General features: G+C 72.0%; 10 protein-coding genes. 2 read left to right on the top strand and 8 right to left on the bottom strand.

All coding sequences use genetic code 11. The features are described 5' to 3' along the window. Positions 1–53 precede the first annotated feature (53 nt). From AWQ70_RS20590 to AWQ70_RS20575, 4 genes are all read right to left on the bottom strand, one after another. Positions 54–1,508 carry a glycoside hydrolase family 3 protein gene (locus tag AWQ70_RS20590; RefSeq protein WP_067178603.1) on the bottom strand — a complete coding sequence of 485 codons (1,455 nt, stop codon included), beginning with the start codon at positions 1,506–1,508 and terminating at the stop codon, positions 54–56. 112 nt (positions 1,509–1,620) lie between these two features. Beyond that, entirely contained in the window at positions 1,621–2,475 is an 855-nt protein-coding gene (locus AWQ70_RS20585; RefSeq protein ID WP_067178602.1) for a carbohydrate ABC transporter permease, read from the bottom strand. Beyond that, complete coding sequence (locus AWQ70_RS20580) at positions 2,472–3,491, bottom strand: carbohydrate ABC transporter permease (RefSeq protein ID WP_067178601.1); 1,020 nt, start codon at positions 3,489–3,491, stop codon at positions 2,472–2,474. The genes AWQ70_RS20585 and AWQ70_RS20580 overlap by 4 nt, the downstream gene beginning before the upstream one ends. 4 nt (positions 3,492–3,495) lie before the next feature. Beyond that, positions 3,496–4,830: a sugar ABC transporter substrate-binding protein gene (locus AWQ70_RS20575; protein WP_067178600.1), complete on the bottom strand. Its 1,335-nt coding sequence runs from the start codon at positions 4,828–4,830 to the stop codon at positions 3,496–3,498. A gap of 160 nt (positions 4,831–4,990) precedes the next feature. Here AWQ70_RS20575 and AWQ70_RS20570 point away from each other — a divergent pair, with 160 nt between their 5' ends. Together AWQ70_RS20570 and AWQ70_RS20565 are read left to right on the top strand one after the other, a co-directional pair. Next, positions 4,991–6,151: an ROK family transcriptional regulator gene (locus AWQ70_RS20570; protein WP_084517484.1), complete on the top strand. Its 1,161-nt coding sequence runs from the start codon at positions 4,991–4,993 to the stop codon at positions 6,149–6,151. Positions 6,152–6,243: 92 nt separating this feature from the next. Continuing rightward, positions 6,244–6,888 (top strand): M15 family metallopeptidase, encoded by a 645-nt coding sequence (locus AWQ70_RS20565; RefSeq protein WP_067178598.1) that lies wholly within the window; start codon positions 6,244–6,246, stop codon positions 6,886–6,888. Here AWQ70_RS20565 and AWQ70_RS20560 read toward each other — a convergent pair. From AWQ70_RS20560 to AWQ70_RS20545, 4 genes are read right to left on the bottom strand one after another with little or no spacing between them, the layout of a single operon-like run. After that, positions 6,867–8,801 (bottom strand): N,N-dimethylformamidase beta subunit family domain-containing protein, encoded by a 1,935-nt coding sequence (locus AWQ70_RS20560; RefSeq protein WP_067178597.1) that lies wholly within the window; start codon positions 8,799–8,801, stop codon positions 6,867–6,869. The two genes, AWQ70_RS20565 and AWQ70_RS20560, sit on opposite strands and share 22 nt — an antisense overlap. Then, positions 8,798–10,102, bottom strand: coding sequence for a condensation domain-containing protein (locus AWQ70_RS20555; RefSeq protein ID WP_169808712.1), 1,305 nt, complete (start codon positions 10,100–10,102; stop codon positions 8,798–8,800). The genes AWQ70_RS20560 and AWQ70_RS20555 overlap by 4 nt, the downstream gene beginning before the upstream one ends. Continuing rightward, positions 10,099–10,335 carry an acyl carrier protein gene (locus AWQ70_RS20550; RefSeq protein WP_067178595.1) on the bottom strand — a complete coding sequence of 79 codons (237 nt, stop codon included), beginning with the start codon at positions 10,333–10,335 and terminating at the stop codon, positions 10,099–10,101. Before AWQ70_RS20550 ends, AWQ70_RS20555 begins: the two co-directional genes overlap by 4 nt. Positions 10,336–10,369: 34 nt before the next feature. Continuing rightward, a complete protein-coding gene (locus AWQ70_RS20545; RefSeq protein WP_067178674.1) occupies positions 10,370–15,730 on the bottom strand; it encodes a non-ribosomal peptide synthetase/MFS transporter in 5,361 nt (1,786 codons plus the stop codon). Positions 15,731–15,904 lie beyond the last annotated feature (174 nt).

Here is a 15,904-nt window from a genome sequence, read left to right as displayed (position 1 = left end):
GGCCCCGCGATGAGCGGGACCGGGCGTCCGGTCGCGACGTCCTGACCGGGAGGTCACACGGTCAGCAGCTCCACGGCCGCCTGGGTGTTGGCCCGCGCGGCTCCGTAGGTCGCGATGTACGCCGCCGCCTGGGGTCGCCAGACGGGCAGTCCCATCTCGACCACCACCCCGTCGGGGCGATCGGCGAGGAGGGCGGAGACCAGGTCGCGGCTGCGGGGGTACCGGTGCGCGTCCTTGACCACGATGACCAGTGAGCGGCCCTCGGCCCTGCTGAGCAGCGCGTCGGGCCGGGCCTCGTCCGGCTTGATCCGGACGATCTCGGCCTCGGGCAGCCAGGGGGCGACGCCCCACGGGACGTCGCCGACCGCGATCGTCGGCGGGGTGTCCACCTCGATCACGAACGGATCCACCAGGGGTGCCGGTGATCCGGAGAGGGTGACGGCACGGCGGGCGGCGTCCAGGCCGATGACGTCGCTCTCGGCCGCCTCGTCACGCGCCACCGCGAGCCAGTCGCGCAGCCGCGCGACGCGGTCGGCGGCCTCTTCGAGGCGCGCGAGCGGCAGGCGGCCGTCCTCCACCGCCTGGATGATCTCGTCCAGGATGCCGCGGATCTCCTGCTGCGTCGGCAGCGGGCCGAGGCAGAGCAGGTCGGAGCCGGCCGCGAGGGACAGTACGGCGCCGCCCCCGAGGCCGACGCTCTTGGTGATCGCGTGCATGTCGAGGGCGTCGGAGATCACGACGCCGTCGTAGCCCATCTCCTCGCGCAGCAGCGTGGTGAGCGCGGCGGGGGAGAGCGTGGCGGGAGCCGTACCGGTGAGGTGGGGGACCGCGACGTGCGCGGTCATGATCGACTTGGTGCCGGCCTCGATGGCCGCCCGGAAGGGCGCGAGCTCGCGCTCCCACAGCAGGTCGCGCGGGACGTCCACCCGGGGGATCTCCAGGTGGGAGTCCTGCCGCGTGGCGCCGTGCCCGGGGAAGTGCTTGACGCAGGCGGCGATCCCGAGTGCCTGCAGCCCGCGTACGGCGGCCACGGTGTGCCGGGCGACCAGCTCGGTGGACGCGCCGAAGGACCGGGTGCCGATCACCGGGTTGTCGTCCGCGCTGTTCACGTCGGCGACCGGGCCCATGTCGAGGTTGACGCCGCACCCGGCCAGGTCGGCCGCGATCGAGCGGTAGACCCGCTCGGTCAGCTCGACGTCGTCGACCGCGCCCAGCGCCGCGTTGCCCGGGTACGGGCTGCCGGTGTGGTACGCGATGCGGGTGACGTCGCCGCCCTCCTCGTCGAGCGAGATCACCGGGTGGGCGGCGCCGCCGAGCTGCCGGGTGAGCCCGGCGAGCTGCTCGGGGCTCGCGACGTTGAATCCGAAGAGGGTGACACCGCCGAGACCGTTCTCCAGTTCGTGGAGGACCCAGTCCGGGGCGGTGGTGCCGGGGAAGGCGACGAGCAACGTACCGGCCGCGAGACGGTGTAGCCCCCGGTCGCCGATGCTCGCGGAGAAGTCGGACATGGCTGTCTTCGGCTCCAAGATTCGTCGTGGTACGGCTCCCGCGATGTGCCGGAGCCGTACGAGGTGATGTGGATGGCGCCGGTGGTTCGGCGCACTGGTGGTGAAGGGCGGGTCAGCCCTTGACGGCGCCGGCGACGAGTCCGGAGACCATCCGCCGCTGCACCAGGAGGAAGAAGATGAGGACCGGGATGGTCATCAACGTCGAGGCGGCCATGATGCCGCCCCAGTCCGTCGACCGCTGGCCGACGAAGAACTGCAGGGCGACCGGCATCGTGTACTTGCCCTGCGTGTTGATCAGCGTCAACGCGTAGATGAACTCGTTCCAGGTGGTGATGAACGAGAAGATGCTGGTCGCGACCAGGCCCGGGGCCACCAGCGGGAAGAGCACCCGCCAGAAGGTCGCGAACCGGCCGGCGCCGTCGATCCAGGCCGCCTCCTCCACCTCCTTGGGCACCGCGGCGACGAACGTGCGCAGCATCCAGACGGAGAACGGCAGGGTCAGCCCGACGTTGATCACCACGAGGCCGATGAGCTGGTCGTACATGCCGAACCGCTTGACCATGGTGAACAGCGAGATCAGCAGCGCCTCGGTGGGCACCATCTGCACGATCAGCAGCAGGATCAGGAACGAGGTGCGGAACCTGAACCTGAACCTGGCCACGGCCGTCGCCGCGAACAGCGCGAAGAGCGCGCCGATCACGACGGCGCTGACCGCGACGATGGCGCTGTTCAGCAGGTACTGCCAGATCGAGTGCCCGGCCACGCCCTTGGTGAACACCCGGGAGATGTGCTCGAGCGACGGCGGGCTGGGGAACGGGATGAAGCGGGTGGTGAAGATCTGGTCGTTCGGCTTGAACGCGGTCGCGACCATCCAGTAGACGGGGAAGATCGCGAACAGGAACACGACGATCCCGGCGCCGTTGAGCGCGACGCGTCCGAACTTCTTGCGGGTCAGGCCGTCGTTCATCGCACGTCCTCCGTTTTCACGATCTGCCGGACGTACACGAAGGTGATCACCATCAGGATGCCGGTCAGCACGACCGCGATGGCGGCGCCGAGCCCCATCTTCGGCGGGTTGCTGAACGCCTCGGCGTAGCTCCAGAGGGAGAGGTTGAACGCGTCCCGGTTCACCGTGCCGCCGTTGAGCAGGTAGAGCTGGGTGAAGACCTTGAAGTCCCAGATGATCGACAGCACGACCAGGACCGAGAACACCGGCTTGAGCAGCGGGAAGGTGATCTTCCGGAACGTGGTGATCGGCCGGGAACCGTCCATCTGCGCGGCCTCGTACAGCTCCGAGGGGATGCTCTTCAGTCCGGCGAGGACCGACACCGCGATGAACGGGAACGACGCCCAGACCACCGCGATGATGAGCACGAGATAGAGCGTGATCGTGTCGTTGAACCAGGGTTCACCGCTCCAGTCGGAGCGGCCGAAGACCAGGTTGGAGAACCAGTCGGGCAGCAGGTTCAGCGTCCAGTTGACGACGCCCGAGTCCGAGTCGAACAGCCACTTCCAGATGATGGCCTGGGCGGCCGGCGGGGTCGCCCACGCGGCCATGATGCCGACGATGACGAGCATCGACATCTTCCTGCCGAGCTTGTGGAGCAGCAGGCCGACGAGCGTTCCGACCGTCAGCGTCAGGGCGACGGTGAGTGCGGCGAACACGATCGTGTTGCGCAGCGACGGCCAGAAGAGGTCGGACTCGAAGATGTGCGTGTAGTTGTCCAGCCCCACGAACTCCGCGGGGCGCGGGTTGTTCGCCTTGAGCTGGGCCAGTCCGACCTTGTGGAAGGACATCTCGACCACCCGGTACAGCGGATAGAGCAGCAGCCCTCCGATGACCAGGAGCCCGGGCAGGAGCAGGACGTACGGAACGATCCAGTCCGGGAGCCGGCTGGATCGGCGTGGTGGCTGTCGGGGGCGCCCACCCGGGGCGGGGAAGTTCTCCCCGCCCCGGGTCGCCGTCGACGTGTGAGTCGTCATGGCGTTACTGGTTGAGGATCGTCTCGAGCTCGGTGTTGGCGTCGGCCAGCGCCTGGTCGACGCTCTTCTTGCCGTCGATCACCGCGCGGGCGGCGTTCTGCAGGACCGCCTTGGTGTCGTTGGCCTCAGCCCAGTTGGGGCTCGCGGGGAAGCCCTTCGCGACCTTGAAGGTGTCGGTGAACGGCTTCTGCGCCGGGTCGGCGCCCAGCTCGGCGAGGGCCTCGGGATAGAGCGGGAGCAGGCCGCCCTCCTTGGCGTACCGGACGCCGAACTCCTTGCCCGCGGCGAGCTTCAGGTACTCGGCGGCCAGCTCGGGGTTCTTGGCGTCCTTCCAGATGGCGATGTCGTTGCCGCCCTGGAAGGCCGGGGCCGGGCCGCTGCCGTCCTTGGCCGGGAGCGAGAAGAAGGCCATCTTCGACTCGTCGACCTTGCCCTTGCTCTGCTCCTTGATCTGGGCGATGTCCCAGCCACCGGTGACGTACATGCCGACCTTGCCGGCGGCGAAGCGCTGGGCGATGTCGACGGAGTTCTGGGTCAGGCGGCCCTTGCCGGAGACGCCGTTCTTGGTGACCAGGTCCGTGTAGAACTGGAAGCCCTCCTTGAAGGCGGGGTCGGTCAGCTTGCCGACCCACTTGCCGCCCTCGAACGCGGCGAAGTCGCCGCCGGCCGACCAGACGAACGGCGAGAGCGACATGTTGGCGTCCGACCCGCCGTTGAAGGCGAAGCCGTCCACGTCCTTGCCCTGCTTCTCGACGATCTTCTTGGCCGCCGCGACCAGCTCGTCCCAGGTCGTCGGCACGGAGATGCCGAGCTTCTCGAACCAGTCCTTGCGGTACAGCACGGCGCGGGTGCCGCCGCCCCAGGGAGCCGCGTAGATCTTGCCGTCGATCGTCTCGTAGCTCCACAGGTTCTGCGGGATCTGCTGCAGGTCCGGGTCGCTCTTGGTCAGGTCGGTGATGTCGGCGAGCGCCTCCTGCTGCACCCACGCGGCGACCTGGTCGTTGCCGAACTCCGTGACGTCCGGGCCCTCGCCGCCGGCGAGCGCGGCGGTCCACTTCTTCTGGGCCTCCGGCCAGGGGATCCACTGGACCTTGGCCTCGGCGCCCGTCGCCTCCTTGAACTTGGCGCCCAGGTCGTTCATGTACTTCTCGAAGACCTCGGTGGGGGCGCCGAGGCGCCACACCGTCAGGGTCTGCCCGGCGAACTTGGGCCCGGAAGCCGCGGCTCCGGCGGTGGACGCCTGAGTCGCGGGCTTCTCCTCGCTGCTCCCGCAAGCGGCGAGACCCAGGGCCAAAGCGGCGGTCGCGGTGGTGGCGGCCGCGATCTTCACGAACTTCACGTTGGGTTTCTCCCTTCCCGGCTTCACGTCGGGGTGGCGCTCGGTCGGCGCGTCCCGTGGCCTGATCGCTTGCCTCCGGGGCGGCTGGGGCTAAACTAACAATAAACTTTATTAAAAGAAACACGCCGTTAGCGGATCGTGACGAGAGGAGACGCGGCCGGTGTCACTACGACCGGGAACACCCCGGCTGCTGCGCCAGATGAACGACCGGGCCGCGCTGGAACTGCTCGTCGCGCACGGCCCGCTGACCAGGGGCGAGCTGGGGGAGCTGACCGGGCTCTCCAGGGTCACCTCGGGCCAGCTCCTGGCGCGGCTGGAGGAGCGGGGCCTGGTGACCACGGCGGGCGAGCGGCCGGGCGGGCGCGGCCCCAACGCGGCGCTGTACGCCGTCGACCCCACCAGCGCGTACGTGGCGGCTCTGGAGGTGCTGCCGGACAGCGTCACCGCCGCCGTCGCGGACATCGCCGGCACCGTCGTCGCCGAGGTGACCGTCGACCCCACCGAGGCGGCCGACCCGGTGGGCATCGTCCGCAACGCCGTGATCCGGGCCTGCGCGACGGCCAGCGTCGACATGGGGCGGCTGCGGTCGTTCGTGATAGGAACCCGCGGCGTGGTCGATCCGGGGACCGGCGACGTGCGCTACTCGTTCGACCTGCCCGCCTGGCACGTCGGCGTCCTCGCGGGCCTGCGGGCCGGTCTCGGCGAGTCCGTGCTCATCGAGAACGACGTCAACCTCGTCGCCCTCGCCGAGCAGGCCTACGGCGTCGCCAAGGGAGTGGACGACTTCGTCATCCTGTGGACCGGCGTCGGCCAGGGACTCGGCGTGATGCTCGGCGGACGGCTGCACCGGGGCATCTCGGGCGGCGCGGGGGAGCTCGGGTGGCTTCCCGTGCCCGGCGAGCCGCTGCCCACGGACGTCACCGCTCCCCAGTCGGGCTCGTTCCAGCGTCTGGTCGGGAGCGAGGCGCTGGCCGCGGTCGCCGCCGGGCACGGCCTCGCCGCCGCGCCCGCCGCCGACCTCGTCCGTACGGCGGTCGCCACCGGCAACTCCGGTTTCCTGGAGGACCTGGCCGGACGGCTGGCGGTCGGCGTGGCGGCGGTCGCCGTGGTGCTCGACCCCGGGCTGGTCGTCCTCAGCGGCGACATCGGGCGGGCCGGGGGCTGGGAGCTCGCCCGCCGGGTGGAGGAGGCCGTGGCCCGCATCTGCCCGAGCCGTCCCAAGGTCGCGGTCACCCAGGTCGAGGGCAACCCGATCCTGCGCGGCGCCCTGGTCGCCGCGCTGGACCAGGCGCGGGAGCGGGTCTTCTCGTCCACGGTCTGATCAGGACGGGCCGGTGATCGGGGGACCGGGCGGGAGCGGGGGCTCCGCCCGGTCCGGCCCGAGCGCCGCGGGGAGCGGGTAGGTTCTTGACCATGCCGGAAATCGTCCTCATCTCCGATCCCCGTGTGACCTCCCTGCCCGTCGAGGAGTGCGGCGAGCCGCTCCGCGACGTCCGCGGCCGGCTCCGCGTGGACGGGCGCCTCGCCGACGACGCCGGCGCGTACGCGCACCTGCGGGAAGGGGTGCTCACCCGGCTGGAGGCCGCGCAGGCGCTGCTGCCCGCCGGATGCCACATCGTGGTCGTCGAGGGGTACCGCCCGCCGGCGCTCCAGCGGAAGTACTTCGAGGACTACAAGGACGAGCTCCGCACGGCGTTCCCCGGGATGCCGCCCGAGGAACTGCACAGCGCGGCCAGCCGGTACGTCTCGCCGATCGAGGTAGCGCCGCACACCGCCGGGGCGGCGGTCGACCTCACGCTGTGCGACGACGACGGCGTCGAGCTCGACATGGGCACCGCCGTGAACGACAACCCCGAGCAGAGCGGCGGGGCGTGCTACACGGACGCGCCCGGCATCGGCGCCGACGCCCGGCAGAACCGCAAGATCCTCGCGGCCGCGCTGGAGGAGGCCGGGCTGGTCAACTATCCGACCGAGTGGTGGCACTGGTCCTACGGCGACCGCTACTGGGCCATGACGACCGGCGCGGCGGCCGCCGTCTACGGCCCGGTCGGCTTCTGAGCGGTCCGCCACCTCAGCTCCTGGCCGTTGCCCGCCGACACGAGCAGGCCCGCGTGGGCGGTGAACGCCGCGGCGCCCGGCGCCTCGACGAGGTCGGCCCAGGGCGCCGGGCCGGTCACCGGCAGCCGGGTGCGGACGCGGTGGTCCGCCCCGAGGGCGTAGAGGCGGCCGTTGCTCCCGCTCAGGCAGATCGCGCCGCCCGAGTCGCCCGCGTCCCGCCAGACCGGTGATCCCGACGCGACATCGGCGAACGACGCCGTCCACAACCGCCCGGCCGACGTGGCCGCGAAGAACGCGCCGTCGCCGACCGCGAGCGCGATCGTGTCCTCCGGGGCCGGTCCCACGTCGGTCCAGTCCGCCGGATCCGAGGTCGCCTCGCGGTAGCGCAGCACGCCTCCGGCGGTGACGCCGTACAGGCCGGTGCCCAGTCCGGCGGCGGCCTCCCGGGGGGAGTCGAGGCAGCGCACCCCGCCCGCCGAGCCGATCGGCTGCCAGCGCAGGTTCTGCCCGCACAGCTCGCGGGTCAGGAGGGTGCCGCCGGTGTCCACGGCGTACAACGTGGAGCGCCAGGCGGCGAGCGCGCGGATGTCGCCGGACGGGCCGATCACCTCCCAGCCGGGCGGGGACGGCCGGGACAACCGGTCGAGGACGTTCCGCGTGATCCGGTCGACGACCGGGTCGTGCAGCGTGTTGCCCCAGTTGATGGTCGCGGCGTTGAAGACCGTGCCGCGGCCGAGGGAGAAGACGCCCATGGTGGCCCAGCCGCCCTGTCCGCAGGCGCTCCAGTGCCGCAGGTCGGCCGTCGCGAGCACGACGAACGACGGCGGTGTGCCGTCCCGGCAGGTGGCCCGGGGCACGCCCATGATCTCGGTGAACTCGGCCGCGTCGGTCTCGTAGCCGATCGCTCCCTGGGCGAACTTGTCGCCGTCGGTCAGGCCGGTGCCCTCGAACGCCCAGTGCGCGGCGAACCTGGCGGTGTACGACTCCTCCCTCATCAGTGGCATGTACGGCCCCCAGGCGCCGGCGCCGTTGCGGAAGCTCACGCCGGTCAGCGTGTTCTCCGGGCGGGAGACCGGCGCGCTCGACCACTCGACCGTGGTGAGGCCGGGGTCCTCCACGGGGTCGGTCACCGGGTCGCGGTGGCAGACCATGGTCCGGCCCTCCATCCGGATCTGCCACCAGCAGGTGTTACCGGAGAAGAAGGCGATGTTCCCGCCGCGCCGGGCGAACTCCTCGCACGCGTCGCGCATCCCGGCCGTCCAGTACTCGTCGTGCCCGTTGACCACGAGCAGCCGGTAGCCGGACAGCAGATCCGGGTCGAGGTCCAGGCCCGAGCAGTACTCGACCGTGTATCCGGCCGGGGCGAACCAGCGCAGCATGCCGTCCTCCCAGCGCTCGGGCGGCGGCCCTCCGCCGGGCCGGTCGAACGACACGCGCGCGGCGCGGTCCGGCTGCTCGGTCCAGTAGATGCTCTCCCCGGGCACGCCCGCCCGGTTGTACGCCTGCCACGTCGCGAACGGGATCGACACGAGGATCGGCGACGTGGTTCCCGGCACGGCCTGCCGTACGACGAAGTAGACCTCGTCGTCCGGTGAGGCCCCCGAACCTGGGAGGTCGCCCGTGGCGCGGGGCACGGGCACGTCGGGCTCGGGCGGGCCGGAGACGAAACGGGCGCGGTAGAGCGAGCTCGGCCAGTCCGGCGGTACCTCCAGCCGCCAGGACGGCCCGCGTACGGAGGCCGCCAGCATGAGCCGGTCGCACGTCGCGTCATGGACGGTCACGCCCAGCTCGGCGGTCGCGCCCGGCTCGTCCGGGCCGTCCAGGCGGAACTCCAGCGACTCGCCCTGCGCGCACGAGGTGGCGGTGGCGTAGGCGCGCACCGATCCGGGCCCGGAGATCCCCGGCCCGGTCATCGCAGGGCCGCCTCGACGAGCAGCCGCTCCAGGCCGAGCAGGTAGCGTTCGATGTCCGCCGTCCCGAGCCACCGGGTGTCGGCCGTGACCGAGATCCGCGCCGCGTCGGTCACGTGGACGCAGAACCGGCAGTTGAGCTCGTCCTGGCTGAGCGGCCAGGTCAGCGACGTCTCCGACCGCGCCCGCCGGATGCGCTCGTCGTCGTGGTCGGTCGCCCGCTCGGTGAACCGCATGTCGTTGAAACAGCAGTACGGGTGGATCGGGACGCCCCGCTCGCGGCTCGTCTCGGCGGCGATCCGCTCCCTGTCGCCCGGGTCGTGGTAGCCGCTCCGGTAGGCCCGCAGCACCGCCGGGCGGGCCGCGGCGAGCAGGTCGGCGAACGCGGTCCCGCGCGCCGTGCCGGAGCCGGTCCCGAGGACGAACAGCCCCTCCTGCGACAGGGTGGTCACCGCGGTCCGGGTGTCCCGGCCGAACCGGTTGCTCACGATCGGCAGGACGGCGACGGTCCCGTGGCCGGTCACCTCGGCGACGAGCGCGCTCACCGCCGCGAGCAGAACGGTCGAGGTGCTCGTGCCGTGCCGTACGGCGAGGCGCTGGGCGGCCAGGTCGATCGCCGGGGAGGTGAGCGCGGCGCGCCGGATGGGCGGCCGCTCCTCTGCTGCGGACGGCAGGCCGAACATCGTGGCCGGGATCCTGCGGTACTCGCGCTCCCAAAGGGCCGCCGCGCCCGCCGCCTGCCTCCTGCCGCCCGGGGACTCCTGCCATCGGGCCAGGTCGAGCGGCTGCGGCGGCGCGCCGCCGGGCAGCGCGCCGCGCAGGAGGAACAGCCGCAGGTCGCGCACGACCTGCTCCGCGCCGAGCCCGTCCGCGGCCATGTGGCAGAAGACGAGCACCACGTGGGTGACCTCGTCCTCGGAGAGGAGGCCGCCGCCGGTCACGAGCGCGACCCGCAGCGGCCACTCGTGCTCGTAGTCGAAGGCGGTCGCGGACAGCTCCGCGAGGACGGCGGCCGGGTCGGCGCCCGCCGCGACGCGGACCGGCAGCGCGCCCCGGTCGTGGAGGATCTGGCACGGCCCGGGGCCGACCAGCGTGCGGAGCGCCTCGTGCCGCTCGACCAGCAGCCCGATGCCGCGCGACACGTGCGCCGCCGAGGCCGGCCGCGCGCCCCGCGGCACCTCCAGCACCCGGCCGAAGTTGAAGTAGTGGTCGTCGGGCGCCGTCCGGCGGATGGCGTCCCAGATCGCGCGCTGGCCCCAGGTGAGCGGCGCCCTGCCGGAGCGTGTGCCCGAGAACGAGATCACCGCGCCGCCGACACCCACGCGGCCAGCCCGTCGACGCTGTCGAGGAACGCGATGTCGCCGCCGAGGTCGACCTCCACGCCGTACTCCCGTTCGAGCGTGTCGATCAGGCGCATCTGGGCCAGCGAGGTGAGGCCGAGATAGGACAGCGGCACGGTCGCCTCCAGGGCCTCGGCGGCGGAGATCTCGCCGTCGCACGATTGCGACACCAGCTCCGCCAGTCGTTCTCTCAGCATGTCGTCCCTTTCCGTGCCGGGGTTCCGGTGCTTCTCATGCCGTCTTCCGAGCTCGCCGTTCGAGCCCGACGAGATCGTCGGGGGTGGCGTCCGGGACCTCGTCGTCGAAGCGGGCCAGGACGCGGGTGCGGAGCGCGCCGAAGGTGACGGCCGCGATGAATCCCGCGAAGACCAGGTACATCGTCCCGATGTCGCCGAGCAGCCGGGTGCCCAGCGGGGCGATCACGCCGACCCCGAGCGGGATCGTCGACCAGGCGACCATCTGGTTGAGCGCGAACACCCGGCCGTGGAACCGCTGCGGCACCTTCACCTGGATGATCGTCGCGTAGATGCCGTTGACCAGGGCGAGGCCGTACGACACGCCGAAGGCGCCGACGCCGATCAGGACCAGGGAGGTGTCGAGGCCCACGACCAGGCAGGACGCGGCGATGAGCGACGTGGTGAGCAGCATCGCGCGCATCCGCCCGCGCGCGGGACCGCCCCACACGGCCATCGTCAGGCCGCCGGAAACCGCCCCCGCTCCCGCGACGAGCGCGATCGCGCCCGCGTCCGTCAGCGTGCCGAATGACAGCACGAGCGGCGAGTACATCATGAACACCGGCGACAGTCCGAGCGAGAGCAGGGCGAAGAAGATCACCATGGCGCGGAAGCTCCGGTTGCCCATCGACAGCCGGAACCCCTCCGCGATCTCGCGGCCGACGGTCTCCCTGCGGCGGTGCGCCATCGTCGCGGGGAAGGCCACGAGCGCCAGGACGACCAGGGTGAACACATGGCCCACCACGTCGAGCACGAGGATGCCCTGCAGCCCCGCCGCCGACAGGAGGCCGACGGCGGCCAGCGGCGCGATGAACTGCGCGACGCCCAGCGTCGTCTGCGCGACGCCGTTCGCGTGCCCGAGATAACGCTTCGGCACGAGCTGCGGCACGGCCGAGGTGAACGCCAGCCGCTGGAAGGTCAGCGCGACGGAGAGCGCGGTCAGCAGGACGTACAGGGGCCAGGTGCCGAGGTGGCCGGCCCACAGGAGCAGCGCGGCGGCCGACTGGATCGCGAGCGCGGCCGAGTTGCCCACGACCATCACCGTGCGGCGGCTCGACCGGTCCACGATCGCGCCGGCGAGCGGTGCCGCCAGGATGCCCGGGATCACGGCGAGGATCTGGAGCACCGCGTACTGCGTCATGGACCCGGTCCTGAGGTACATCCACACCGGGATCGCGAACTCGGTCAGCGTGGAGCCGATCAGGCAGGCCATCTGGCCCAGGGCGACCGTCAGGAACCGGCGCACCGTCGGGTCGGGCCCCGCCGTCCGGGCCGGACCCGTCCGGCGCCCGTCCGTGGAGAGCGCGGCGGGCGGGGCGGGCTCGGGCGTTTCGGCGGCCGGGAGGTCCCGGTGGGTGGCGGTGACCGCTGCCGCCAGCTCCTCCGCCCGATATTTCAGGAAATAGTGGCCGCCTTCGTCCAGGACGACCAGGGCGGTCGTGTCAGTGAGGAACTCCCACTCGCGGTAGCGCTCCTCGTAGTAGTCGGTGGCCGGGTCGTACTCGCCGACGATCGAGATGATCGGCGCGGACAACCGGTCGGCGCCCGTCTCGATCAGCCGGGTGAAGTAATCCTCGGCCTCCCGGGCGTCGTGCCGCATGTTGCGGACGACGAACGCCTTCTGCTCGTCGTCCAGATCCGACAGGTCCGCCCCGAGCGCGGTCAGCCAGTTGAGGTCCGCCCGGTCGCTGCGCAGCCGCTCCAACCGGGTGAGCCTGGCCCAGCGGCCCATCAGCCCCTTCACCGGGCGGGCGAAGGGGAAGACGCCGCCCATGTAGACGGCCTCCACCTCCCTTCCCGCGGCCTCCAGCCGGCGGGCGATCTCGGCGGTCAGCGCGCCTCCGACCCCGCAGTGGCCGTACAGCACCAGCGGGCCGGTCACCTTCTCCGTGATCTCCTCGACGCACTGTTGCGCGACCTCCTCCAGCGGCCGCGGTTCCTCGGCCAGCCCGAGATCGTGTCCCGGGACGGCGACCGAGAACAGGCGCCACGTCTCCGACAGCGCGTCCGCGAGCGGCTGGTAGACCACCGCGCTTCCCCCGCCGTACGGCACGCAGACAAGGGTCGACGTGACCGTTCCGCGGCGCGGCGCGGTCAGCTCGTACAGCAGGCCGCGCGGGCCCGCGCCGCTCCTCGCCAGCTCGGCCAGCTCCCTGACGGTGGTCCGCTGGAAGAGGTCCATGAGGCCGACCGGATGGCCGCCGGGCGGCAGCTCACGGCGCAGGCGGGCCACCACGCGGGTGGCGAGCAGCGAGTGACCGCCGAGATCGAAGAAGTCGTCCAGCACGCCCACCCGCCGGATGCCGAGCACATCGCACCAGGCCGCCGCGATGATCTCCTCGATCTCGTCGGCGGGCGGTTCGAAGGGAACCTCCTGGTCCGGGCGGTCGTCCTCCGGATCGGGCAGCGCGGCCCGGTTGACCTTGCCGTGCCCCTTCAGCGGCAGCTCGTCGAGCCAGACGTAGCGGGTCGGCACCATGTAGTCGGGAAGCCGCGTGCCGAGGTCCCGTCGCAGCTCCGCGACGCCGGGCCGGTCCGCCCGGTCGGTCGCGTCGCCGGCCACCAGGTACGCGACCAGCTCGCCCCCTCGGGCGTCGGTCACCGCATGGGCGACGCCCGGGCACAGCCGCAGCGCCTCGTCCACCTCGCCGAGCTCGACGCGGTATCCGCGGATCTTGACCTGGAGGTCGTGGCGGCCGAGGAACTCCAGCGTGCCGTCCGGCAACCACCGCGCCAGGTCGCCGGTGCGGTAGATCCGGCCGTGCCGTTCCGAGTCGACGAAGGCGGCGGCGGTGAGGTCGGGCCGGCCGAGGTAGCCGCGGGCCAGCCGGTCGCCGCCGACGCACAGCTCACCCGGCACGCCGACCGGCACCGGCCGCAGGCGCGCGTCGAGGACGTGGATCCTCGCGTGGCCGAGCGGCCGCCCGATCGGCGTGATCGGCCCGGCGGGCTCGGTGTCCGCTCCGACCTCGTAGGTGGTGACGCCGATCGTCGCCTCGGTCGGGCCGTAGTGATTGACCACCCGGCAGGCGCCGAGCGCGGCCAGCTCGCGCGCCCACTCCCAGCCCGACCCCTCGCCGCCCAGGATCAGCAGTCGCCTCGGGAGGAGCGCCCGCGCGTCCACGTCCGCCGCGAGCGCGGCGAGGTGCGACGGCGTCATCTTGAGGTAGTCGATCCCGGGCATGGACGCGGCGAGCTCGGGGGCGGAGACGCGCGACGGCAACATGTGGAGCGTGCCCCCGGTCATCAGCGACAGGTAGAACACGGTCATGCCGAAGTCGAACGTGAGCGACTGGAGCAGGGCGAAGTTCCCGCCCTCGGTCACGCCGAACCTGTGGTGTACGTCGGCCAGGTAGTTCATGACCTGCCGGTGCTGTACGGCCACGCCCTTCGGCCGCCCGGTCGATCCGGACGTGTAGATGACGTAGGCGAGGTCGTCGGGCGAGGGAGGCGGCCACGTCAGGCCGTCACCGGCATCGGCGTCGCCCGTGCCCGGGGCGCCGGGGGCGGCCTTCCGGATGAGCGCCCCGCCCGGGTCGACCACCGGCCCCGCGAAGTCCGGTTCCGGCGGGAGGGCCGCCCCGCCGGCGGCGACCCGGCCGCCCTGAGCATCCTGAGCGCCCGGCGTGCCGGCACCCTCGGCCGCCGCGATCAGCACGGCCGCGCCTTGCAGCATGTGCCGCAGCCGTTCCGCGGGTTGTTCCGGATCCAGCGGCACGTACGCGCCGCCCGCCTTCAGCACGCCGAGGATGGCCACGGCCTGGTCGAGCGACTGCTCCAGGCGGATGCCCACGGGGACGTCGCGGCCGACGCCGAGCGCCCTGAGCCGCGCCGCCAGCGTTCCGGCCCGCGCGTCCAGTTCGGCGTAGGTCAGCGCGTCGTCGCCGTACCGCACGGCCACAGTTCCGGGGAAGCGGCGAGCCGTGGTGGCGACCATCTCGGGAAGCGTCGGCGCGGGCGGCTCGGGCACGGCCGGGCACGCGCTCCACTCCGCGATGATTTCCCGCTCCGCGGGCGCGACCAGCTCCAGTTCCGAGATCGGCGTCTCCGGCGCGGCGACGACGGACCACAGGAGGGTCTCGAAGTTCGCCGCGAACCGTTCGACGGTCTCCCTGTGGAAGAGGTCGGCGCTGTAGACGAAGAACGCCTTGAGAACGTCCCCCGCCGGGAGGATCTCCAGCGACAGGTCGAACTTCGCCTGCTGGAAACCCGGGTCGTACCGCTCGGCGGTGACCCCGGCGAGGTCGAGGCCGTCGTTCGTCTCGCTGCGCAGGCTGAACTGCGTCTGGAAGACCGGGGTCCGGCTCAGGTCGCGCTCGACGCCGAGCTCGGTGACCAGGCGGTCGAACGGGGTGCCCTTGTGGACCAGCGCCTCCACCACGGTCGAGCGGGTACGGCGGAGCAGGTCGCGGAAGGCGGGATCGCCGGAGAGGTCGGCCCTGATGGCGAGGGTGTTGAGGAAGAAGCCGATCAGGTGCTCGGTCTCCTCGTCGTCCCGGGCGGCCACCGGGGATCCCACGCAGAAGTCCGTCTGCCCCGAATAGCGGGACAACTCGGTCTGGAAGCCCGCGAGCAGCAGCATGAACAGCGTGACCCGCTCGGCCCGTGCCAGTCGCGTGAGCCGCTCGGTCAGGGCCGCGGGCAGTTCGTGGGCGACGCAGCCGCCCCGCGAGCTCCTCGTCCGGGGCCGCTGCCGGTCGGTGGGCAGCGCCAGGACGGGCACCCCGGCCAGCCGTTCCTTCCAGTGGGCCAGTGAAGAGTCGTGCTCCTCGGCGCGGTCCCGGGCCCGCTGGCGGATCGCGTGGTCGGCGTACCGCATGGGCAGGTCGGGGACGCGGGGCGGCGTGCCGTCGAGGAAGGCCCGGTAATGGGCCGCCAGCTCGCGGAACAGCACGCCGAGCGACCAGCCGTCGCCCGCGATGTGGTGCAGGACGACGACCAGGATGTGCTCCATGCCCGTCTCGCCGCCGGTGCTCGCCGCGCTGTCGCCGGGACCGGTGAGCGTGATCAGACGGGTACGGATCACCGGGCCCTCGGCGAGGTCGAACGGCCGGTTGGTCAGCTCGGCGACGAGTTCGGCGGCCCGCTCCTCGCTGGGCGCGGCGACGCGTTCGAGCACGGGAACGGCGTTGTCGATCACCTGGACGGGGCTGCCGTCCACGGCGGGGTAGCGGGTCCGCAGCACCTCGTGCCGCCGTACGACCGCGCCGAGGGCGTGTTCCAGTGCCACGGCGTCGAGTGGTCCGCGCAGCCGCTCGGTGACGCAGATGTTGTAAGAGGCGTCGTTCGGGTTCAGCTCGTGCAGGAACCACAGCCGTTCCTGGCCGAGGGAGAGCGGGATGTCAGAGATGGCAAGCATCCAGGCGTACGCCTCCAACAGATCGGATGATTGCAGCCCTAAATGGCCGACGGAGAGTGCCGGCGCACTAATAGGAAAGTTTCTTTTCGGTTATCTGGAGGGTCAAGTCTGACACGCGACGGCCGGGGCCACAACCCTTATGAGTGAACGGGAAGGCCCGGCACGAAAGGGCGG

The organism is Microtetraspora niveoalba (assembly GCF_001570405.1).
In the GTDB taxonomy this organism is placed as follows: Bacteria; Actinomycetota; Actinomycetes; order Streptosporangiales; family Streptosporangiaceae; genus Microtetraspora; species Microtetraspora niveoalba.
Note: the sequence above shows the minus strand (reverse complement) of the source record. Positions and strands in the feature narration are given on the sequence as shown.